Below are 20746 nucleotides of genomic sequence, written 5' to 3' on the forward strand. Positions count from 1 at the left end.
CACCATCGGAACGCCAGCATCGGCATCAGAAGAACGCCTGAATACCCGTCTGCGCACGGCCGAGGATCAGCGCATGAACGTCGTGGGTGCCTTCGTAGGTGTTGACGACCTCGAGGTTCACCAGATGGCGGGCGACGCCGAACTCGTCCGAAATACCGTTGCCACCGAGCATGTCGCGCGCGAGGCGGGCGATGTCGAGCGCTTTGCCGCACGAATTGCGCTTCATGATCGACGTGATTTCGGTGGCGGCCGTGCCTTCGTCCTTCATGCGGCCGAGGCGCAGCACGCCTTGCAGCCCGAGCGTGATTTCGGTCTGCATATCGGCGAGCTTCTTCTGGATCAACTGGTTCGCGGCAAGCGGCCGGCCGAACTGCTTGCGATCGAGCACGTACTGCCGCGCGATGTGCCAGCATGCTTCCGCCGCGCCGAGCGCGCCCCAGGCGATGCCGTAGCGCGCCGAGTCCAGACACGTGAACGGACCGCGCAGGCCGCTGACGCCCGGCATGATGTTCTCTTCCGGCACGAACACATCGTCGAGCACGATTTCACCGGTGATCGACGCGCGCAGCCCGATCTTGCCGTGGATCGCCGGCGCCGACAGACCCTTCCAGCCCTTCTCGAGAATAAAGCCGCGGATGTGGTCCTTGCCATTTTCCTCGAGCTTCGCCCACACGACGAACACATCGGCGATCGGCGAATTGGTGATCCACATCTTCGAGCCCGACAGCGAATAGCCGCCATTGACCTTCTTCGCGCGCGTGACCATGCTGCCCGGATCGGAGCCGTGGTTCGGCTCGGTCAGGCCGAAGCAGCCGATCCACTCGCCGCGCGCGAGCTTCGGCAGATATTTTTCCTTCTGCGCGTCCGAGCCGAACTCGTAAATCGGCACCATCACCAGCGACGACTGCACCGACATCATCGAGCGATAGCCGGAGTCGACACGTTCGACTTCACGCGCGATCAGCCCATACGCGACATAGTTCAGACCGGGGCCGCCGTACTGTTCGGGAATCGTCGGGCCGAGCAGGCCGAGTTCGCCCATTTCGCGAAAGATCCCGACATCGGTCTTTTCATGGCGGAACGCTTCGAGCACGCGCGGCAGCAACTTGTCCTGCGAGTAGGCCGCGGCGGCGTCGCGCACCATGCGTTCGTCTTCGGTCAACTGCTGATCCAGCAGCAACGGATCTTCCCAGTGAAACTGCGCGGCTACGGCCATGACGTATCTCCTGATTTCACGCTCAGAACAAGCTTGACTTGAGTTCCGCCTTGCGAAACAATGTTTTGCAAACGACGCCCGAGTGTAGCACCCTATGACGCTGCCATCCACTTTCTCCGCTCCGCTCGACGAACGCAAATTCGTCGTCGCCCTTGCCCGCGGGCTGGACCTGTTGCGCGCGTTCCGACCGGGCGACACGATGCTCGGCAATCGCGATTTCGTCGAACGCACGGGTTTGCCGAAGGCAACCGTGAACCGGCTCGCCTACACGCTGACCGTGCTCGGCTATCTGCGGCTCGACGAAAGACACGGCAAATATGCGCTCGACGCGGGCGTGCTGTCGCTCGGCTTCGCGCTGCTATCGGGCAGCGACATGCTCGAACTCGCGCGCCCGCACCTGCGCAGCCTCGCGCGCGAGGTCGGCGCGGCGGTTTCGCTCGGGTGCCGGGATGGGCTCGACATGGTGTATCTGGAGACGATTCGCAGCGAGACCGCGTTGACGCTCGGCCTCGCATCCGGCTCGAAACTGTCGATGCTGACGAGTTCGATGGGCCGCGCGTATCTCGCCGTGCAGCCGCTCGACGCGCGTACCGCGTTACTCGCGGAACTGAAAAAAGCGGCAGGCAGGGCAGGGGCGATGCTGGTCGCCGAAGCCGAACAGGAGATCGCCGCGTTCGCGACGGAGCGCTGCTGCTACTCGTTTCGCGCGTGGCATGACGACGTGAACGCGGTCGCGGTGCCGTTTCGCGAGCCGCGCGAAAACCGCTGGCTCGTGCTCAGCTGCAGCGGGCCGGCATCATCGATGGGGGAGGAAGTGTTTCGCGAGAACGTCGCGCCGCGCCTGAAGGCGCTCGCGGCGCGGCTAGGGGAGCCGGGCTGAGGGAAGGCCGGGGCGCCCGGGTCAACCGGCCCACGCCGTGTCACGCCGTGTCACGCCGCCCGATCGTGATAATGCGCGTTGAACAATGGGCCTTGCACGAACCGCACGTCGTACTGCTGTAGCGCGGAGAACTGCGTCTCGTCCATCACGCGATTGAAAATCAGCGGCACCCGCAGCCGGCCTGCGTAGCCGACGAGCGGCTTCACGGTCGCGTCGCGCAATGCGGCCGACGCATCCATCTTGATGAAATCGAGCCGTGCGGTTTCCGATACCGACAGGATCTGCCCCGCGTTCGACAGATTGCCCGCCACCTTGAAGCCGTAGTGCTGATAGCTGCGCGTCAGATAGCCCAGAAATGTCTTGTGCGCGACCGCCGCCGCCGGCAGCTCGATGACGATGCGCGTCGGACTCAGATTGAACGACGTCAGCACGCTCGAAAAATGCCGGCCGTGGTCGTACTTCACGCTCTTCAACAGCCTCTCGTGCACGCGTAGAAACAGCAGCCCATGCCGCTGCGGCCCGAAGAAGTTGATTGCGTGCAGCGCGCGCGACATGCGATCCAACGCGACCAGCTGCTGATCGTCGGCGATGTTGTCGAACGGATCGAACACGTCGAACGGCGGTGCGCCGAGCCGGTGCGTGACCGCCTGAAAGCCGAGCTCGTCACCGAAGCGGTCGACCCCTTCCGCGCCGCATGACAGCGTCTGCGCGAGCCCATGCACGCTGATGTCGAAGATCGGCTCGTAGGCGCTCGTGAGCTCGATGCCGTCGAAATGCGCGAGCGCGATGCCGGCGTGCGCGCCTTGTCCCATGGCCAGATGCTCGCCGAGAAACGGGTGATGAGCGGCGCGGGCGATCAGATCGGGGATGGTCGGCGAAATCATGAAGGCGAATGAAAGGCGACGATGAACGCGCACCGGGCGCGTGGCTGCGCGACGTGATGGCCGCATCCATTGATGGTAGCAGTACGCGCCCTGCGCAGATTAACAAAATGCTCATAACGTTATTGGCATAACGCTTATTGGCCGGGGCTCAGCGCGCAATCACGAGGTTGGCGCGCGCGTTTCCAGGGGTATACGTTAGTTTTACTATTCGTAATTCGTTTTACTATTCGTAAAACCCGATTCCGCCCAATTCGAGGGATGCCCCAATGAGTGATCAACCCGCCGCCAATGTGATCGAAGTCGAGCGTGTGCTTGCCGAAACGCATCGCCCGACTTTTCAGGCGATGCTGCTCGCGCTGTGCGGACTGTGTCTGCTGATCGACGGCTTCGACGCGCAGGCGATGGGCTATGTCGCGCCCAGCGTGATCGCCGAATGGCACGTCGCGAAAACCGCGCTCGGCCCCGTCTTTAGCGCGAGCCTGTTCGGCATGCTGCTGGGCGCGCTCGGGCTGTCGGTACTGGCCGACCACATCGGCCGCCGGCCGGTGCTGATCGGGGCGACGTTCTTCTTCTCGCTGTCGATGCTCGCCACGCCGTTCGTCGCGACGATTCCCGCGCTGATCACGCTGCGCTTCATCACCGGTCTCGGGCTCGGCTGCATCATGCCGAACGCGATGGCGCTGGTCGGCGAATTCTCGGCGCCCGCGCATCGGGTCAAGCGCATGATGTTGGTGTCGTGCGGCTTCACGCTCGGTGCGGCGGTCGGCGGCTTCGTCAGCGCCGCGCTGATTCCGGCCTACGGCTGGCGCGCGGTGTTCTGGGTCGGCGGCGCGGTGCCGTTGCTGCTCGCGTTCGCGATGCTGGCGACGCTGCCGGAGTCGCTGCAGTTTCTGGTGCTGAAAGGGCGCAGCGAGCGCGCTGCGAGCTGGCTGGCGAAGTTCGACCCGGCCTTGCCAATCAACGCGAACACGCGCCTCATCGTCAGCGAAAAGCGCAACGACGGCGCGCCGGTCGCCGAGCTGTTCCGCGCCGGACGCGGTCCGGTCACGCTGATCCTGTGGGCGATCAGCTTCATGAACCTGATCGTGCTGTACTTCCTGTCCAACTGGCTGCCCACCGTGATGCGCGAAGCCGGCTACACGCCGGGCACGGCGGTGATCGTCGGCACGGTGCTGCAGACGGGTGGCGTGATCGGCACGCTGCTGCTCGGCTGGTTCATCGAGCGCATGGGTTTCGTGCGCGTGCTGTTCGCGTGCTTCGCGGTTGCCACGGTCGCGGTCGGCACGATCGGCGCGGTCGCGCATCTGCTGCCGTGGCTGCTCGTCGTCGTGTTCGCGGGCGGCTTTTGCGTGGTCGGCGGACAGCCGGCGGTCAATGCGCTCGCCGGGCATTTTTATCCGACCGCGCTGCGCTCGACCGGCATCGGCTGGAGTCTCGGCATCGGCCGGATCGGTTCGGTGATCGGGCCGCTCGTCGGCGGACAGCTGATCGCGCTGAACTGGTCGAATGCCGCGCTGTTTCATGCGGCGGCGGTGCCGGTGCTGTGCTCGGCGCTGCTGGTGGTCGTGCTCGCGGGCGCAACGCGGCAACCCAGGCGCGCGTCCGAAGCGGAGCCGGCCTGAGCCTGACTGCGAAGATCGCGTAGCAACCGGGAAAGAATCGAGCAACTCGCGGAGAACCTTGTATGGATATCTCAACACGTACGCCAGCCGACCAACGTCTGCGGCCTGAAATCGAGCCCGGCTATCAGTCGGGTTTCGCCAACGAATTCGCGACCGAGGCGTTACCGGGCGCGCTGCCGACCGGCCGCAACTCGCCGCAGCGCGCGGCCTATGGTTTGTATGCCGAGCAGATTTCGGGCACGGCGTTTACGGCGCCACGCGGTCACAACCGTCGCTCGTGGCTGTACCGGATTCGCCCGGCGGCGATGCACAAGCCGTTCACGATGATGCCGTCGGAGCGGCTCGTCGCGAACTTCGCCGAGGTGCCGCCGACGCCGCCGAACCAGCTGCGCTGGGACCCGCTGCCGATGCCGGGCGAGCCGACCGATTTCATCGACGGCTGGGTGACGATGGCGGGCAACGGCTCGGCCGAAGCCATGAACGGTTGCGCGATCCATCTGTACGCGGCGAACCGTTCGATGCAGAACCGCTTCTTCTACAACGCCGACGGCGAACTGCTGATCGTGCCGCAACAAGGCCGCCTGCATATCGCGACCGAAATGGGTCGTGTCGATATCGAGCCGTTCGAGATCGCGGTGATTCCGCGCGGCGTGCGCTTCGCGGTCAGCCTGCCGGACGGCAGCGCGCGCGGCTATATCTGCGAGAACTTCGGCGCGCTGCTGCGTCTGCCGGAACTGGGGCCGATCGGCTCCAACGGTCTCGCGAATCCGCGCGATTTCCTGACGCCGCACGCCGCGTACGAAGACTGCGAAGGCGCGTTCGAACTCGTCGCGAAGATGAACGGCAATCTGTGGCGCGCGGACATCGGCCATTCGCCTCTCGACGTGGTCGCGTGGCACGGCAACTACGCGCCGTACAAATACGACCTGCGCCGCTTCAACACGATCGGCTCGATCAGCTTCGATCATCCGGACCCGTCGATCTTCCTCGTGCTGCAATCGCAAAGCGACACGCCGGGCGTCGATACGATCGACTTCGTGATCTTCCCGCCGCGCTGGCTCGCCGCCGAAGATACGTTCCGCCCGCCCTGGTTCCATCGCAACGTCGCGAGCGAGTTCATGGGGCTCGTGCATGGCGTCTACGACGCGAAGGCCGAGGGCTTCGTCCCCGGCGGCGCGAGCCTGCACAACTGCATGACGGGCCACGGTCCGGACGCGGACACGTTCGAGAAGGCGTCGCATATCGACACTTCGGTGCCGAAGAAGGTCGACGACACGATGGCCTTCATGTTCGAAACGCGCACGCTGATCAAGCCGACGCGCTTCGCGCTCGAAACCGCGCAACTGCAGGCGCATTACTACGAGTGCTGGCAAGGCCTCGAGAAACACTTCAATCCGGAGCAACGATGAACGCGGTGAACGATCTCCAGGCGACGCTCGATCCGTCGCGCAAGAGCTGGATCGAGTCGGCCAACGTGCCGGCGAGCGACTTCCCGATCCAGAACCTGCCGTTCGGCATTTTCAGCGAGCGTGGCAACGACACGCGCCGCGTGGGCGTCGCGATCGGCGCTCAGATCGTCGATCTCGGCGCGTTGCAGGCAGCGGGTCTGCTGAGCGTGCCGGCGCAGAACGTGTTCGCGCGCGATGCGCTGAACGATTTCATCGCGCTCGGCCGCGACGCATGGCGCAGCGTTCGAATCCAGCTGAGCCAACTGCTCGCGCGCGACACCGCGACGCTGCGCGACGATGCCGCGTTGCGCGCGAAGGTGCTCGTGCGCGCGGCCGATGCGCATCTGCATCTGCCGGTTCAGATTCCGGGCTACACGGATTTCTATTCGTCGAAGGAACACGCGACCAATGTCGGCTCGATGTTCCGCGATCCGAAGAATGCGCTGCTGCCGAACTGGTCGGAGATGCCGATCGGCTACAACGGACGGGCGTCGTCGGTGGTCGTGAGCGGCACGCCGGTGCGTCGTCCGAATGGTCAGCTGAAGCTGCCGGATCAGGAGCGGCCGGTGTTCGGCGCGTGCCGCAAGCTCGATATCGAACTGGAGACGGGTTTCATTATCGGCGGCGGCAATGCGCTGGGCGAGCCGATCGCGTGCGAGGACGCGGAAGCGCACATCTTCGGCATGGTGCTGCTCAACGACTGGAGCGCGCGCGACATCCAGCAATGGGAATACGTGCCGCTCGGTCCGTTCAACGCGAAAACCTTCGCGACGACGATTTCGCCGTGGGTCGTCACGCTCGATGCGCTCGAACCGTTTCGCGTCGCGCAGCCGGTGCAGGAGCCAGAGCCGCTCGCGTATCTGCGGCATCGAGGAAAGCATGCGTTCGACATTCACCTCGAAGTGAGCTTGCGCGCGCCACGCGCGCGGCAAGCGAGCACGATCGCGCGGACCAACTTCAAATTCATGTACTGGACGATGGCGCAGCAACTCGCGCATCACACGGTGGCAGGCTGCAATACGCGGGTGGGCGACCTGATGGGCTCGGGGACGATCAGCGGGCCGACCGAGGATTCGTACGGCAGCCTGCTCGAACTGACGTGGAACGGCAAGAAGCCGCTGGAGCTGCAGGAGGGCGGTACGCGCACGTTCATCGAGGACGGCGATGAGTTGACGCTGGTCGGCTGGTGCCAGGGCGACGGGTATCGCGTCGGGTTCGGCGCGTGTGCCGGAGAGATTCTGCCGGCGCGAGAGTGAGCGCGCGGCAGTCACGATGAACGAGGGCCGGCAACGAATGCCGGCCCTCGTCGTTTGTGCGAGACCGCGGGCGCGCCGTGTCGCAACGACCCGGCGCGTCGTCCGCTTCACCCACCCAGCAAGCCGAACACGGCCACGCCGTTCGTCGTGCCGACATACACCTTGCCGTTCGCGATCATCGGTGTGATGAACTTGTTGCCGGTGCCGAATTGATCGCGCGTGCCCATCTGGTTGCTGTTGTAAAGCTCGTTGAGCGTGACCGGGTCGAACGCATGCAGTGCCGCGACGTTGCCGTTTTCGGCGGCCCATACGATGCCATTCGTCGTGCCATTCGCCGAGATGCTCGGCGTCGTGCCGGGATAGGCGAACGTCATCGCGCTTTGCGCGGTTGGGGTGATCGACAGCTTCGCATTGGTCACGGTGAATGCCTTCAGATGATCGCCGACCGAGCCGAAATACACGCGCCCGTTGAAATAGGCGGGCATGCCGAACTCGCCGCCGGCCAGCTGCGCGGGAATCTCCTGATAGATGTTGTCGGTCGTCGGGTTGAACTTGCCCATCGAATCGCGATTCAGCACGTAGATGGTGCTGTCCTTGCCCGCGCCGAGCGTCAGATGCTGCACGACGCCGTTCGCGTCGGTCAGGTCCGGCAGCACCAGTGCGCCGCCGGAGCCGAGGTCGATGTCGTCGTTGGACTCCTGCACGAGGTTCGTCATCGCGAAGTAGTCCGCGACCGACAGGCCGCCCGACGTGCCGAGCTTCAGGAACGTATTGCCGAAGTCGTTGTTGGCCGGAAAGCCGCTCGAGGTCATCGTCGTTTCGAAGGTGCCGTTCGCATCGAGCAGATAGATCGACGAGCCGTCCGACGCCGGTCCCGCGCCACTCATCCAGATCGCGCCGCCGATGCCGTTAGGCGTCACGTTGAGCACGGTGGTCTGCTGCAACGTGTCGGCGCCGTAGCCCATGATCCAGCCGGTATAGCCGCCGTGGTCGCAGTGCGAGGTCCATGACGTGTAAAGCGTGCTGCCGAGCAATAGCAGCCCCGCGCGCTCCGCGTACAACGACGTGGTGAACGGCAGGACGCCGTTCGTATTGCCCGCGCCGGTGCCCGGGTAAGAGGCGACGGCGACTTCGGTGGGACCGTTCAGCAGTTCGGCGCCGGTCGCGAGGTCGAGCGCGTGAATGCGATGATGGTAGCCGCCGGCCGCGTCCTTCGACATCGCGACGACATAGATCGTGCCGTGCGTGCCGCGCGAACGGTCGATCACCGGTGTCGAGGTGATGCCGATCGTGTTCACGATCTGGCTGCAGCCGAGATCGTCGCTCGGAGTTTCGCCGCTGCCGAGTGTGCGCACCTGCCACAGGGTCGCGCCGGTGTCGGCATCGAATGCGTACACGGTGTCGTTCTCGGTCGCGACGTACAGCACGTTGTGCGTGCCGCCCGCGATCGCCAGCGAAGCGACGAATAGCGGCTGCGCGTCGATCTTGCCGTCGACGCTAAAGAAGCCGACCTTGCCGAACTTCGCGGCCGTCACGTTGGCGGGCGTCAGCGTGGTTTCGCCGAGGTTCTGGCCGGTGCGCGCAATGTCGTTGTGATAAGTGAGCACGTCCTGCACGGCTGCCGTCGATGTACCGCCCATCGACGTGCCCGAGCCACTGCCCGAGGTGCCGGTACTACCGGTGCCGGTGCCGCCGCTCGTGGTGCCACCGGTGGTGGTGCTGCCGCCGCTTGCCGCGGCTGGGGTCGATGCGCCGGATGAGGCGCTGCCGCCGGCGCTCGTGCCCGTCGGGGCACTGCTGTTTCCGCCTCCGCCGCCTCCACAGTTTGCGGCGACGATCGCGGCTACCGCGATCGCCGTGCCCAACAGGCTGGCACGGAGCAACAAGCGCATCGAGACCATGGCGGACTCCCCGTTGCTTGCGGTGGCACCACCAAATATGGGCCGTGTCGAGTGCCCGCGCAACGTGGGTTGAAGATTATCACCCGGCGTATAGATCGTAAAAGCCAGCAACTAGCGTCTAATCGTCAACTCGCCGCCCGCAGCGTGATCCGCCGACGCTCCCACCACGCCGCCACCAGAAACGCGAGCGCCGCGCACAACAGCACGCCGATCACCGCATCGTGCCCGACCGTTTTCATCAACGCGCCGGCGACGAGCGGGCCGCCGAAGCTCGCCGCGCTCCACGACGCGCCGACCAGCGAACTCGCCGACACCAGCGCGACACCGCGAAAGCGTTCGCCGCAGGCCACCAGCGACAGCGTGTAGATCGCGCCCGCGGCCGCGCCGAGCATGTACAACAGCGGCCAGCGCAGCCACGGCGAGCCGACTGCCCACGGCAGCAGCGGCAACAACGCGACGACCACGATGCCGCAGCCGATATGCACCCGTTCGCGGCCGAGCCGGTCGGCGAGCCAGCCGATCGGAAACTGCATCGTCGTGTCCCCGAGCAGCAGCGCGGACGCGAACAGCACGGCCACTTCGCTCGAAATGCCGTGCGACATCGCGAACAGCGGCAGCAGCGATAGCGCGATCGTGTCGAATAGAGCGAAGAAGCCGGTGCCGATCACGAGCGCGGGCATGCGCGGCAGTACGCGACGCCAGCCGCCATGCTCGGCGTGTTCTTCGCTCGATGCATGCGGTGTGGCGCGGATCGCCGTGAGCAGCGGCAGCGCGAGCAGGAAGATCGCGCCGCACAGCAGAAAGCGCCCCTGCGTGAAGCCCGCGATCTGGCTCACCAGCACCGGCCCCGACATCTGGAACAGCGTGAAGTTGGTCGCGTAGATCGCAATCACGCGGCCGCGCGACGCATCGTCGGCGAGCTGGTTGACCCATGCTTCGCCGATCGTGAACAGCAGCATCAGCGCCGCGCCGCACAGCACGCGCAGCAGCGCCCATAGCCACAGGTTCGCGGTGAGCTGCATCAGCGCGGTCGCGCAGGCCACCACCAGCACCGCGCCGACGATCACCTGACGGCCGCCGAAGCGCGCCGCGATCCACCCGGCGAGCGGCACCACGGCGAGACCGCCGCCCGCCTGCGCGGCGGTCAACAGGCCGACCACGTCGGTGCCGTAACCGGCTTGGGCGAGCGCGAGGGCGGTGAGGGGAAGGGTGGCGCCGCTGCCGAGTCCGACGACGGCGACGCTCAGGATCAGCGCGAGGAAATCGCGGGTGAGGATGACTTTCATCGGCGGGGATGCCACTACGGGCGGGAACGTTGGGCACCTCGCGGCGCCTGAACCGGCATTACCCCGCCACCGCCACCCGCCGCTCGATCGACACCGACCACAACGTCAGCAACAGCGCACCCAGCGCGGTCGCGACGCCAACCCACGGCAGCGTCGTCAGCGGCGCGCCAGCGCCGATCGCCATGCCGCCGAGCCACGCGCCGGTCGCGTTGCCGAGGTTGAACGCGCCCTGATTCAGCGTCGACGCAAGATTCGGCGCATGACTCGCGCGATCGACGATCAGCATCTGCAGCGGCGGCACGATCGCGAATGCGAGCACACCCCACACGAACACGGTCAGCATCGCCGGAATGCGCGCGTGCATCGTGCCCGCGAACACGCACAGAACCACGACGATTGCCATCAGGAACGCGACCAGCGACGGCATCAGCCGCCAGTCCGCGAGCTTGCCGCCGAGCGTGCTGCCGACCGTCAGACCGAGGCCGAACAGCAGCAGCACCAGCGTGACCGCGTGCGGCGTGAAGCCGGTCACGTCCTCGAGAATCGGCGTGATGTAGGTAAAGGTCGAAAACAGGCTCGCCGACGCAAGCACGCTGATGCCGAGCACCATCAGCACCTGCGGGTTCTTTAGCACGCTGAACTCGCGCACGAGGCTCGCCTTGTGCATCTCGATCTTCGCGGGCAGGCACACCGCGAGCGCGGCCGCCGCCAGCACACCGATGCCGGTCACGGCCCAGAATGTGGCGCGCCAGCCGACCGCCTGGCCGAGCGCGGTGCCGAGCGGCACGCCGAGCACATTGGCGAGCGTGAGGCCGGTGAACATCAGCGCGATCGCCTGCGCGCGGCGATTCGGCGCGACGAGGCCTGCCGCGACCACCGAGCCGATGCCGAAAAACGCGCCGTGGCAGAACGCGGTGACGATGCGCGCGGCCATCAGCACCGCGTAACCCGGCGCGATCGCGCACAGCAGATTGCCGACGATGAACACGCCGATCAGGCTCATCAGCGCCTTCTTGCGGGGCATGTTGGCGACCGCGATCGCGACGATCGGGGCGCCGATCGTGACGCCGAGCGCATACGCGGACACCAGCATGCCAGCCGCCGGAATCGACACGGACAGATCGCGCGCGACGTCGGGCAACAGCCCCATGATGACGAACTCGGTGGTACCGATTCCAAACGCGGCAACGGCAAGGGCAAGCAGAGGCAAAGGCATGGCGATGATGGGGGGTGTGGCGCGTGAAGCGGCGCGAAAAACAGGCGCCGGGCGGCCGTTTCCGAAGGCGGAAACGCTGTCGCCGGATAGGGGAAAACAGTAGGGGATTCTACCTAAGTCAAATCTGCCTTGCAGGCCGTCAGGGCGGCTGTTGTTTTTATGGAAAGCGGCGCTCAGTGTCGCGCCAGGTTGCGCTGCAGCGCCGCGCAGCCCGCATCCACCAGCATTTCGACCACGGTTGCGCGCTCGTCGGGCTTGAAGTCGCTGATCCAGATCACGCGGCAACGCGTGGGCGTCTCGGCGACGACCTGCAACGTCGAGTGATGATGCTCGAAGCGTCCGCCGCCCACCGAGTAGGCGAGCCGCAGGTGCGCATCGTCGACGGCGATCACGCGTTCCTCGACCACGGTGCCGTCGGCGAACGTGACCCAGCGCAGCTCGCCTTCCATGCGCGCCTCGGTCAGCACGCCCGAGAACGCGCGGGCGACGTCGGCGGGATCGCGCAGCGCGGCCCATGCATCGGCCGCGGCGGTTTCCACGGCGATTTCCCGGTAGATCGTAGCCATCGCAGTTCCTCTCTTCGATTCAGGTAAGCATGTCTCAACGATTGGGCAGCGCCGGCTGATCCGCGTCGAACCTGTCGCCATGACGGCCCGCGCCCGACGCAAAGCGCGCCGCGCCCGCCACGCCCTCCGCGAAGACCGCCGCGTAGCCGCCCGCGCCTTCGCGCCGCAACGCCTCGGCGAGATCGTCAAGCGTGCTGTTCTCGAGCGCGGAGCGGCGATCGGCGAGCAGCGCCGCCTGCGGAAACGCCGCGAGCTCCGCGGCCAGTTGCTCGGCGGCCGCGCGCGCTTGGCCCTTCGGCACCACGCGATTGGCGAGCCCGAACGCGAGCGCCTCGCGCGCATCGACCGCGCGGCCGGTCAGGATCAGATCGAGCGCGCGCGACAAACCGATCAGCCGCGGCAGCCGGATCGTGCCGCCGTCGATCAGCGGAATGCCGACGCGCCGGCAGAACACGCCAAGCACAGCGTCTTCCTCGACGACGCGCAGATCGCACATCGCGGCAAGCTCGAGTCCACCCGCGACCGCGTAGCCGGCGATCGCGGCGATCACCGGCTTGCTGAAGCGTGTGCGTGTGGGTCCCATCGGACCCGGGCCGCTGCCGTCGGCGTGCAGTTCGTTGCGACGCGTGTCGTCGGTGAGTGCGCTCAGGTCGGCGCCCGCGCAAAACGTGCCGCCCGCCCCGAACAGCACGGCCGCGCGCCATGCGGGCTCGGCCTCGAAGCGGCTGAACGCGGCGCTCAATGCGTCGGCCACCTGCCGGTCGACCGCATTGCGCCGCGCGGGCCTGTCCAGCACGATCGTCGCGACGCCGTTGACGTCATGCGACTCGATTCGCACGTGGCTATTGAAATGTTCGGTGGCTATCATCGTTATGTATACCTGAAGGGTATCTGAAGCGCCGTATTCGCCTGCTGATCAGGCGGTGTTGCCAACCGCTCATGCAGCGCAATTAATCCGGTAGGCCGTCATGTTTTCGTCACATCCGGCTCGTAGCGTGAGCGCTCTATTAATGCGCTGGCGTCCTGCCGTCAGCTTGCCGAGTGTGCCTTTGTCCCTGCCTTTGCCCAATACATCGCCGGTCGCCGTGCCGGGCAGCGCCGAAACGGTCTGGATCGTGCCGTTGCGCGAGCATTCGTGGTACGACCATGTGCGTCTGAAGCGCGTATTCGTCACCGACGGCACGCGTCACCAGGTGGTGCTCGTCGATCTGCGCAAGCTGCTCGTGTGCGCGAATCGCGACAACACCGATTACGTGCTGAAGCCGGTCGCCGAATGGCACGCGGGCAAGGTCCGCGGCATTCGCGAGTTTCTCGATCCCGACAGCGCGCGCATTCCGCAGATGCCCTACGTGACGATCTCCACGCGACGCGCGCCGGGACTGCTCGGCTGGATCGGCATCGAGCGCGAGGGGGTGGTGGCGTTTCGCAACGGCCAGCATCGCGCGCGCTATCTGGCCGAGGCGGGCGCGCGCTGGTGTCCGGTCGAAGTGCACGAGCGCGAGGCGGCATTGCTGCGTGAGCTGTGCGGCGCGGCCGATGATGCCCGCACCGAGCTTCGCGCGACCCAACTGGGCGACAGCGACGTCTGACTTTCGCGGTCCGCGGCAACTCGCATAGGCCCCGGTTATCACCGCTACCCCGCCTGCACGACGTTGCGCGGCGTGCCCGCCTGCCACGCCGCGATGTTCGCGAGCGTGGTCTGCGCGATCTCGGTCATCGCCTCGCGCGTGAAGAACGCCTGGTGCGCGGTGACGATCACGTTCGGGAACATCAACAGACGCGCGAGCACGTCATCCTGCAGCGGCAGATTCGAATGATCCTCGAAGAAGATGCCGCCTTCTTCCTCGTACACATCGAGCCCGAGATGGCCTAGCTGGCCGTCCTTCAACGCGCCGATCAGGGCGTTCGCCTCGACGAGCCCGCCGCGCCCGGTGTTGATCAGCATCGCGCCGCGCTTCATCTTCGCGAGCGCGGCGCGGTTGATCAGATGATAGGTGTCGGGCAGCAGCGGGCAATGCAGACTGACGATGTCCGATTCGGCGAGCAAGGTATCGAGCGGCACGTAGCGCGCGCCGAGCGCGATCAGTTCGTCGGCGTGCGGCCCCGGGTCGTAGGCGAGCACCTGCATGCCGAAACCCGCCATGATGCGCCCGAATACCCGGCCGATGATGCCGGTGCCGATCACGCCGACCGTCTTGCCGTGCAGGTCGAAGCCGAGCAGCCCATGCAGCGAGAAGTCGCCTTCGCGCGTGCGCGCGACAGCGCGTGGCAGGCGCCGGTTCAGCGCGAGAATCAGCCCGACCGCGTGCTCGGCGACCGCATACGGCGAATAGGCCGGCACGCGCGCGACCGGCAGGCCGAGCCGTTCGGCCGCCGCGAGGTCGACGTGATTGAAGCCCGCCGAGCGCAGCGCGATCATGCGCGTGCCGCCCGCATGAAGCCGTTCGAGCGTGGCGGCGTCGACGTTGTCGTTGACGAACGGGCAGACCACCTCGTAGCCATGCGCGAGGATCGCGGTCTCGCTGTCGAGTGGGGATTCCTGGAAATGCAGTTCATAGCCATGCGCGGCATTGGCTTCAGTGAATGTATCGACGTCGTATTGACGACTGCTGAACAGGATCGTGCGCATATGAGGCTCCGAAGAAGCGTGCTTTAGACGTGATTTGCGAAGTCGGTTTTCGTAAAAAATAACATTGACAGGGGTGCCGAACTGCAATATCAAATAACGAGCATTCCGAACAAAGCATGTACAAACATGCGGCGAGAAACTGGCCAAACAGCAGATTATCTTTTCCACGATGTTAGGCGACTTCGCGATGAAAGAGTAACTGTCGGGCGTTCGGGAAATCGTTTCACCGCCGGCATTGCCAGGCGGTGCGTTCGTCCAGGCGCGCCGGTGCCCGCTGTGCGGCGCTTCCGGCATCCATTGCGTGGTTCTCCTGTCATCGCAGCGTTCTTTGATGTGTCGTGCATCGCGCCCGTTGCCCGCGCGACGTCACCATCGCGTCACCTTTGTCAGACGGTTTGATTCGGTTTCCAAACGGTTGGTGTTCCGTTTTTCGTTAATCAACTGTAAATCGGCGAGCCAACATGATCGGTGAATTGCTGAGGTCGCAACCCGAAATCGCACTATTCGCATGTCTCGCCATTGGCTATTTCATTGGTTCGTTTCATATCGGCCCGATTCAGCTCGGCGGCGTGTGCGGCACGCTGATCGTCGCGCTCGTGCTCGGGCAGAGCGGTGCGCGCATCGCGCCCGACCTGAAGAACATCGCGTTCGCGCTGTTCATCTTCGCGCTCGGCTTCACCGGCGGGCCGCAGTTCTTCGCGAACATTGGGCGCGGCTGGCGCTATGGGCTGCTGTCGCTGATCGAAATCGTCTCGGTGCTGGTGCTGATCATGATCGCGGTCAGCGTGCTGCGGCTCGACGTCGGCACCGCGTCTGGACTGCTTGCGGGCGCGGCGACCGAGTCGGCGGTGATCGGCACCGCGTCCGAGGCGATCGCGAAGCTCGGTGTCGGCGACACGGCAACCCAGCGTCTGCAGGCCAATATCGTGACCGCTTACAGCGTCAGCTACCTGTTCGGCCTGGTCACGATCGTGCTGTTTACGAGCCAGTTCGCACCGCTGCTGCTGCGCGTCAATCTGCGCGAAGAAGCCGAGCGCGTGTGGCGCAAGCTCGGCGGCGAGGGCGCGTTCAGCGAAGGACAGAGCGCGGCCGCGCCGGCGCTCGTCGGCCGCGCGTTTCGAATCGGCAAGGCCGCCGGCATCACGGTGCGCGCGCTCGAGGAGCAATACGGCTACAACCTGACCGTCGAGCAGATCGAGCGCCACGGCGCGGACCTGCCGGTCGCCATGGAGACGCGGCTCGCGGTCGGCGATGTCGTGCTCGTCGCCGGACGTCGCGCGGCGGTCGTCGCGGCGTCGGCTGGCCTCGGTGAAGAGGTGCTGGGCGCCGACTTCGGCCAGGTGTTCGCGCAACGGCTCAACGTGGTGCTGACGCGGCCCGACGTCGATGGGATGACGGTCGCGCAACTGCGCGCGCAGGCCAAGCCGGAAAACGCACGCGGCGTTTATATCGCCGCGATCACGCGGCTCGAATCGACGATTCCCGCGCTGCCCGGCACCGATCTGCATCGCGGCGACGTGCTGACGCTGGTCGGCGCGAAAGCCGACGTCGAACGTGGCGCGAAGCGGCTCGGCTATGTATTGCCGCCGACCGAAAAGACCGACTTCGTCTATCTCGGCCTCGGTGTGCTGGTCGGTATGGCGATCGGGCGGCTCGGCGGCACGATCGGCGGCGTGACGCTCGCGCTCGGCACAGGCGGCGGCTGTCTGCTGTCGGGGCTGCTGTTCGGCTGGGTCCGCTCGCGCCATCCGCTGGTCGGCTCGCTGCCGTCGGCGGCCGCGCAGATCCTCAAGGACTTCGGACTCGCGACGTTCATCGCCGCGGTCGGGCTGTCGGCCGGTCCCGACGCGATCAAGCTCGTGCGCGAGTACGGGCTCGCGCTGCCGCTCGCCGGCATCCTGATGGTGCTGGTGCCGGGCCTGCTGTCGCTATGGGTCGGCCATGCGCTGTTGAAGCTCGAAGCGCCGATGCTGCTCGGCGCGATCGCGGGCCAGCAGTGCAGTACGCCGGCCATCAGCGCGCTCGTCGGCGTGGCCGGCAATTCCACGCCGGTGATCGGCTACACGATCACCTATGCGCTCTCCAACATCCTGTTGCCTTTGATGGGGCCCGTGGTGGTGGGCCTCGCCGGCAAGCTCGGCTAGCCGGACTTGCCGAAGCCGCATGCCGCGCGGCGTTTCGCAGCTCGCGGCAAATCAGGCGCTCGCGCCGCACAGGTGCGCGCCATACCCGTGCCGGGTATCGCCAACGAACCCGACAACTACTCAGCGAGGGCGCGATGGACTGGCTACACAACATCTTTCACAAGTCACCGGAGATGGCGCTGTTCCTGTCGCTCGCGGTCGGCTATTTCATCGGGCAGATCAACTTCGGCAAGTTCCAGCTCGGCGGCGTGGGCGGCTCGCTGCTCGCGGCGGTCGTGATCAGCCAGGCGGGCGTGACGGTCGACAACGGCGTGAAGGCGGTGATGTTCGCGGTGTTCATCTACGCGGTCGGCTACGACTCCGGGCCCGGCTTCTTCAACTCGCTGAACCGCAAGACGCTGCGCGAGATCGCGATGGCCGTGTTTCTCGCGGTCACCGCGCTGATCACGGTGGTCGTGTGCGCGAAGCTGTTCCATCTGAACAAGGGGCTCGCGGCCGGACTCGCGGGCGGCGCGCTCACGCAGTCGGCGATCATCGGCACCGCGGGCGACGCGATCGCGCGGCTCGGCCTGCCCGCCGATCAGGTCAGATCGCTGCAATCGGACGTCGCGATCGCGTACGCGGTCACCTACGTGTTCGGTTCGCTCGGCGCAATCATCGTGTGCGTGAACATCCTGCCGAAGTTCATGGGCCAGGGCTTGCGCGAAGCGTCGATCGAGGCGGAGCGCGAGCTGTCGTCGGGCGCGCCGACGCGCGGACCGGGGCAGGTGGCGGCGCTGCCCGAACTGGTCGGGCGCGCATACCGGATCGACTTCAGCGCCGGCAAGAGCGTGCAGGCGGTCGAGTCGCTGCACGGCGAAGGTCTGACGATCGAGCGCGTCAAGCGCGGTACCCAGCAGATCGAGCCGAAGCCCGACTTCGTGCTGCAACCCGACGACATCGTGCTCGTCGTGGGCCGCCGCGAAGCGGTCGTCGCGTTCGGCGCAAAAGGCAACGAGGTCGGCGACGCCGAGGACATCGGCGTCGTGATGCAGACGCGCGAAGGCGTGTTCACGCGCAAGGGCATGAATCACACGACGATCGCGGCCGCGCGCCAGATGATCGATCGCGACATGCGGCACGGCGTCTACGTGCAGAGCATCACGCGCGTCGGGCAGCCGCTGCCGGTGTTGCCCGAAACCGAGCTGCAGCACGGCGACGTGATCACCTTCTACGGCTCGCCGAAAGATACCAAGCGCGCGGTCGAAGCTGCCGGCTACGAGCTGCCGTACAGCAACAAGACCGATTTCATCTACATGGGCGTCGGCCTCGTGATCGGTCTGCTGATCGGGCTGATCGTCGTCAACGTGGGCGGCGTGCCGCTCACGCTCGGCTCGGGCGGCGGCTGTCTGCTGGCGGGCCTGCTGTTCGGCTGGATGCGCGGCAAGCATCCGATGTACGGCGTGATGCCATCGGCCGCCTCGCAATTGCTGAAGGACTTCGGGCTCGCCGCCTTCGTCGCGGTGGTCGGTCTGAACTCGGGCCTGCAGGCGGTCGTCACGGTCAAGCAAAGCGGCGTGACCATCTTCCTGCTCGGCGTGTTCGTCACGTTGTTTCCGCTGCTGCTGACGATGCTGTTCGGCCGTTACGTGCTGCGCTACAACAACGCGGCGATTCTGGCCGGCGCGCTGTCCGGTTCGCGCAGCGCCAACCCGGCGTTTGGCGGCGTGCTCGATAAGGCCGAAAGCGCGGTGCCGACCGTGCCGTTCGCGATCACCTATGCGATCGCGAACGTCGCGCTGACACTGCTCGGGCCGCTGGTGGTCGGGCTCGTGTAGCGCGCTCCCCCGACGTTGATCGCACGGTTATCGAAAGCCGTTGCGTATCGATCCCTGTAGCCGGCCGCAACCGGGACTTCTCGCCACGCCGGCGTGTTTCACCTCTTCACTGGAGAACGCATCATGGCTAAAGAGAAGGGCGATAAGAAACGCTCGGGCGTGGACGCGGGTCTTGCCGCGCTGAGCCCGTTCGAACTGAAGGACGAACTGATCAAGGCCGCGGGCGGCGGCGCGGTCGAGCGGGCCGCCAACATCGCGATGCTCAACGCCGGCCGTGGCAATCCGAACTTTCTCGCGACGATCCCTCGCCACGGCTTCTGGCAGCTCGGCCTGTTCGCGATGCGCGAGTCCGAGCGCTCGTTCGCGTACATGCCCGAAGGCGTCGGCGGTTTTCCGCGCCGCGACGGACTCGCGGAGCGCTTCGACCTGTTTATACGCGAGAACCGCGGCGTGCCCGGCATCGACTTTCTGCGCGGCGCGGTGTCGTACGTGCGCGATCAGCTCGGGCTGTCCGGGACCGACTTTCTGTATGAGATGTGCGAGGGCATTCTCGCGTCGAACTACCCGGTGCCCGACCGCATGCTGAAGCTGTCGGAAATCATCGTCGGCCAGTATCTGCGCCGCGAGATGATCGGCAAGCATCCGTTCATCGGCGAGTTCGACATCTTCGCCGTAGAAGGCGGTACCGCGGCGATGACCTACATCTTCAACACGATGCGCGAGAACCATCTGATCAAGGCGGGCGACTCGATCGCGCTCGGCATGCCGATCTTTACGCCCTACATCGAGATCCCGGCGCTGAACGACTATCAGCTGAAAGTCGTGCATATCAATGCCGACGTCGCGCACGGCTGGCAGTACTCGAAGCAGGAGCTCGACAAGCTGCGCGATCCGAAAGTGAAGGCGTTCTTCCTCGTCAACCCGAGCAATCCGCCGTCGGTGAAGATCGACGACGCGAGCCTCGAGCACGTCGCGGACATCGTCAAGGATCGGCCCGATCTGATCCTGCTGACCGACGACGTATACGGCACGTTCGCCGACAACTTCGTGTCGCTGTTCGCGCTCGCGCCGAAGAACACGATCCTCGTCTATTCGTACTCGAAGTATTTCGGCGCGACCGGTTGGCGTCTCGGCGCGGTGGCCACGCATCGCGACAACGTGCTCGACAAGCTGATAGGCGAACTGCCGGCCGACGTGAAGAAGGAGCTGCATCGTCGCTACGAGTCGATCACGACCGAGCCCGACAAGCTGAAGTTCATCGACCGGCTCGTGGCCGACAGCCGCACCGTCGCGCTCAATCACACGGCCGGGTTGTCGACGCCGCAGCAGGTGCAGATGGTGCTGTTCTCGCTGTTCTCCTTGATGGACACGCCCGACGCGTACAAGAACGCGCTGAAGCGCCTGATCCGCAAGCGCAAGCAGGCGCTGTACGAGGAAGTGGGCATCGCGTTCGAGGACGACGATCCGAACCAGGTCGACTACTACACGATCGTCGACATCGAATTCCTCGGTGAAAGAGCCTACGGGCGCGAGTTCGTCGACTGGCTGCTGAAGAACACCGAGCCGTCCGAGCTGCTGTTCCGGCTCGCGCGCGAGGCGCGTGTCGTGCTGCTGCCGGGCCGCGGCTTCGGCACCCAGCACCCGTCGGGGCGCGTGTCGCTCGCCAATCTGAACGAGTCCGACTATCGCAAGATCGGTCGGGCGATGCGCAGGCTGATCGAGGAGTATGTCGAGCGCTACAACGCGGCGACCGGCAGCAAGCTCGACAAGAGCAAGGTGATGAAGTGACTGGCGAGGGTGTACTGGTCGCGCCTGGCGGCCCGCGACCCTGGCCAAATAACTTGCGCAATCGCGCGGTTCGGTGAATGATCGGACGAACGG

Annotated in this window: 17 protein-coding genes; 9 read left to right on the forward strand and 8 right to left on the reverse strand. The window is 65.8% G+C overall.

Features of this window, described 5'->3' with window-relative positions; all coding sequences use genetic code 11:
* Positions 1 to 25: 25 nt before the first annotated feature.
* Complete coding sequence (locus AB3X96_RS03650) at positions 26 to 1216, reverse strand: acyl-CoA dehydrogenase (RefSeq protein WP_368588602.1); 1191 nt, start codon at positions 1214 to 1216, stop codon at positions 26 to 28.
* A 94-nt stretch (positions 1217 to 1310) separates the two neighbouring features.
* Between AB3X96_RS03650 and AB3X96_RS03655 the strand changes: the two genes are divergently transcribed.
* The gene (locus AB3X96_RS03655) at positions 1311 to 2096 is read left to right on the forward strand and encodes an IclR family transcriptional regulator (RefSeq protein ID WP_176109458.1); all 786 of its coding nucleotides are present in this window, start codon (positions 1311 to 1313) and stop codon (positions 2094 to 2096) included.
* Positions 2097 to 2146: 50 nt separating this feature from the next.
* Here AB3X96_RS03655 and AB3X96_RS03660 read toward each other — a convergent pair whose 3' ends face one another.
* Entirely contained in the window at positions 2147 to 2980 is an 834-nt protein-coding gene (locus tag AB3X96_RS03660; RefSeq protein WP_368588603.1) for an EAL domain-containing protein, read from the reverse strand.
* A gap of 8 nt (positions 2981 to 2988) precedes the next feature.
* Between AB3X96_RS03660 and AB3X96_RS03665 the strand changes: the two genes are divergently transcribed.
* The 4 genes from AB3X96_RS03665 (at position 2989) to fahA (ending at position 7306) form a co-directional block, all read left to right on the forward strand.
* Complete coding sequence (locus AB3X96_RS03665) at positions 2989 to 3111, forward strand: hypothetical protein (RefSeq protein WP_368588604.1); 123 nt, start codon at positions 2989 to 2991, stop codon at positions 3109 to 3111.
* Between the two features lie 135 nt (positions 3112 to 3246).
* Positions 3247 to 4602: an MFS transporter gene (locus AB3X96_RS03670; protein WP_368588605.1), complete on the forward strand. Its 1356-nt coding sequence runs from the start codon at positions 3247 to 3249 to the stop codon at positions 4600 to 4602.
* 62 nt (positions 4603 to 4664) lie between these two features.
* Positions 4665 to 6011 (forward strand): homogentisate 1,2-dioxygenase, encoded by a 1347-nt coding sequence (gene hmgA / locus AB3X96_RS03675; protein ID WP_368588606.1) that lies wholly within the window; start codon positions 4665 to 4667, stop codon positions 6009 to 6011.
* On the forward strand, positions 6008 to 7306 hold the full coding sequence (fahA, locus tag AB3X96_RS03680; RefSeq protein WP_368588607.1) for a fumarylacetoacetase: 1299 nt from the start codon (positions 6008 to 6010) through the stop codon (positions 7304 to 7306). Before hmgA ends, fahA begins: the two co-directional genes overlap by 4 nt.
* Positions 7307 to 7413: 107 nt before the next feature.
* Here fahA and AB3X96_RS03685 read toward each other — a convergent pair whose 3' ends face one another.
* From AB3X96_RS03685 to AB3X96_RS03705, 5 genes are all read right to left on the reverse strand, one after another.
* Complete coding sequence (locus tag AB3X96_RS03685; RefSeq protein WP_368588608.1) at positions 7414 to 9207, reverse strand: PQQ-binding-like beta-propeller repeat protein; 1794 nt, start codon at positions 9205 to 9207, stop codon at positions 7414 to 7416.
* Between the two features lie 125 nt (positions 9208 to 9332).
* Positions 9333 to 10493, reverse strand: coding sequence for an MFS transporter (locus tag AB3X96_RS03690; RefSeq protein ID WP_368588609.1), 1161 nt, complete (start codon positions 10491 to 10493; stop codon positions 9333 to 9335).
* A 58-nt stretch (positions 10494 to 10551) separates the two neighbouring features.
* Positions 10552 to 11709 carry an MFS transporter gene (locus tag AB3X96_RS03695; protein WP_368588610.1) on the reverse strand — a complete coding sequence of 386 codons (1158 nt, stop codon included), beginning with the start codon at positions 11707 to 11709 and terminating at the stop codon, positions 10552 to 10554.
* A gap of 173 nt (positions 11710 to 11882) precedes the next feature.
* Positions 11883 to 12275 carry an SRPBCC family protein gene (locus AB3X96_RS03700; RefSeq protein WP_368588611.1) on the reverse strand — a complete coding sequence of 131 codons (393 nt, stop codon included), beginning with the start codon at positions 12273 to 12275 and terminating at the stop codon, positions 11883 to 11885.
* Positions 12276 to 12309: 34 nt separating this feature from the next.
* On the reverse strand, positions 12310 to 13143 hold the full coding sequence (locus AB3X96_RS03705; protein WP_368588612.1) for a crotonase/enoyl-CoA hydratase family protein: 834 nt from the start codon (positions 13141 to 13143) through the stop codon (positions 12310 to 12312).
* Between the two features lie 100 nt (positions 13144 to 13243).
* On the opposite strand from AB3X96_RS03705, the gene AB3X96_RS03710 reads away from it, so the two are divergent.
* Positions 13244 to 13864: a hypothetical protein gene (locus AB3X96_RS03710; RefSeq protein WP_368588613.1), complete on the forward strand. Its 621-nt coding sequence runs from the start codon at positions 13244 to 13246 to the stop codon at positions 13862 to 13864.
* A gap of 44 nt (positions 13865 to 13908) precedes the next feature.
* Here the strand turns inward: AB3X96_RS03710 and AB3X96_RS03715 are convergent, their stop codons facing one another.
* Positions 13909 to 14904 carry a 2-hydroxyacid dehydrogenase gene (locus AB3X96_RS03715; RefSeq protein ID WP_368588614.1) on the reverse strand — a complete coding sequence of 332 codons (996 nt, stop codon included), beginning with the start codon at positions 14902 to 14904 and terminating at the stop codon, positions 13909 to 13911.
* Positions 14905 to 15365: 461 nt separating this feature from the next.
* Here AB3X96_RS03715 and aspT (AB3X96_RS03720) point away from each other — a divergent pair, with 461 nt between their 5' ends.
* The 3 genes from aspT (AB3X96_RS03720) (at position 15366) to AB3X96_RS03730 (ending at position 20653) form a co-directional block, all read left to right on the forward strand.
* Positions 15366 to 17048, forward strand: coding sequence for an aspartate-alanine antiporter (gene aspT, locus AB3X96_RS03720; protein WP_368588615.1), 1683 nt, complete (start codon positions 15366 to 15368; stop codon positions 17046 to 17048).
* 134 nt (positions 17049 to 17182) lie between these two features.
* The gene (gene aspT / locus AB3X96_RS03725) at positions 17183 to 18865 is read left to right on the forward strand and encodes an aspartate-alanine antiporter (protein WP_368588616.1); all 1683 of its coding nucleotides are present in this window, start codon (positions 17183 to 17185) and stop codon (positions 18863 to 18865) included.
* A gap of 123 nt (positions 18866 to 18988) precedes the next feature.
* The gene (locus tag AB3X96_RS03730) at positions 18989 to 20653 is read left to right on the forward strand and encodes a bifunctional aspartate transaminase/aspartate 4-decarboxylase (protein ID WP_176109444.1); all 1665 of its coding nucleotides are present in this window, start codon (positions 18989 to 18991) and stop codon (positions 20651 to 20653) included.
* Positions 20654 to 20746: the final 93 nt, after the last annotated feature.

The sequence above is a fragment of the Paraburkholderia sp. BR13439 genome, from assembly GCF_040948805.1.
GTDB classification, from domain to species: domain Bacteria; phylum Pseudomonadota; class Gammaproteobacteria; order Burkholderiales; family Burkholderiaceae; genus Paraburkholderia; species Paraburkholderia youngii.

Coding starts and splice junctions, on each gene's coding strand:
- AB3X96_RS03650 (WP_368588602.1), bottom strand. CDS start 1,216: ATGGCCGTAGCCGCGCAGTTTCACTGGGAAGATCCGTTGCTGCTGGAT.
- AB3X96_RS03655 (WP_176109458.1), top strand. CDS start 1,311: ATGACGCTGCCATCCACTTTCTCCGCTCCGCTCGACGAACGCAAATTC.
- AB3X96_RS03660 (WP_368588603.1), bottom strand. CDS start 2,980: ATGATTTCGCCGACCATCCCCGATCTGATCGCCCGCGCCGCTCATCAC.
- AB3X96_RS03665 (WP_368588604.1), top strand. CDS start 2,989: ATGAAAGGCGACGATGAACGCGCACCGGGCGCGTGGCTGCGCGACGTG.
- AB3X96_RS03670 (WP_368588605.1), top strand. CDS start 3,247: ATGAGTGATCAACCCGCCGCCAATGTGATCGAAGTCGAGCGTGTGCTT.
- hmgA (WP_368588606.1), top strand. CDS start 4,665: ATGGATATCTCAACACGTACGCCAGCCGACCAACGTCTGCGGCCTGAA.
- fahA (WP_368588607.1), top strand. CDS start 6,008: ATGAACGCGGTGAACGATCTCCAGGCGACGCTCGATCCGTCGCGCAAG.
- AB3X96_RS03685 (WP_368588608.1), bottom strand. CDS start 9,207: ATGGTCTCGATGCGCTTGTTGCTCCGTGCCAGCCTGTTGGGCACGGCG.
- AB3X96_RS03690 (WP_368588609.1), bottom strand. CDS start 10,493: ATGAAAGTCATCCTCACCCGCGATTTCCTCGCGCTGATCCTGAGCGTC.
- AB3X96_RS03695 (WP_368588610.1), bottom strand. CDS start 11,709: ATGCCTTTGCCTCTGCTTGCCCTTGCCGTTGCCGCGTTTGGAATCGGT.
- AB3X96_RS03700 (WP_368588611.1), bottom strand. CDS start 12,275: ATGGCTACGATCTACCGGGAAATCGCCGTGGAAACCGCCGCGGCCGAT.
- AB3X96_RS03705 (WP_368588612.1), bottom strand. CDS start 13,143: ATGATAGCCACCGAACATTTCAATAGCCACGTGCGAATCGAGTCGCAT.
- AB3X96_RS03710 (WP_368588613.1), top strand. CDS start 13,244: ATGTTTTCGTCACATCCGGCTCGTAGCGTGAGCGCTCTATTAATGCGC.
- AB3X96_RS03715 (WP_368588614.1), bottom strand. CDS start 14,904: ATGCGCACGATCCTGTTCAGCAGTCGTCAATACGACGTCGATACATTC.
- aspT (WP_368588615.1), top strand. CDS start 15,366: ATGATCGGTGAATTGCTGAGGTCGCAACCCGAAATCGCACTATTCGCA.
- aspT (WP_368588616.1), top strand. CDS start 17,183: ATGGACTGGCTACACAACATCTTTCACAAGTCACCGGAGATGGCGCTG.
- AB3X96_RS03730 (WP_176109444.1), top strand. CDS start 18,989: ATGGCTAAAGAGAAGGGCGATAAGAAACGCTCGGGCGTGGACGCGGGT.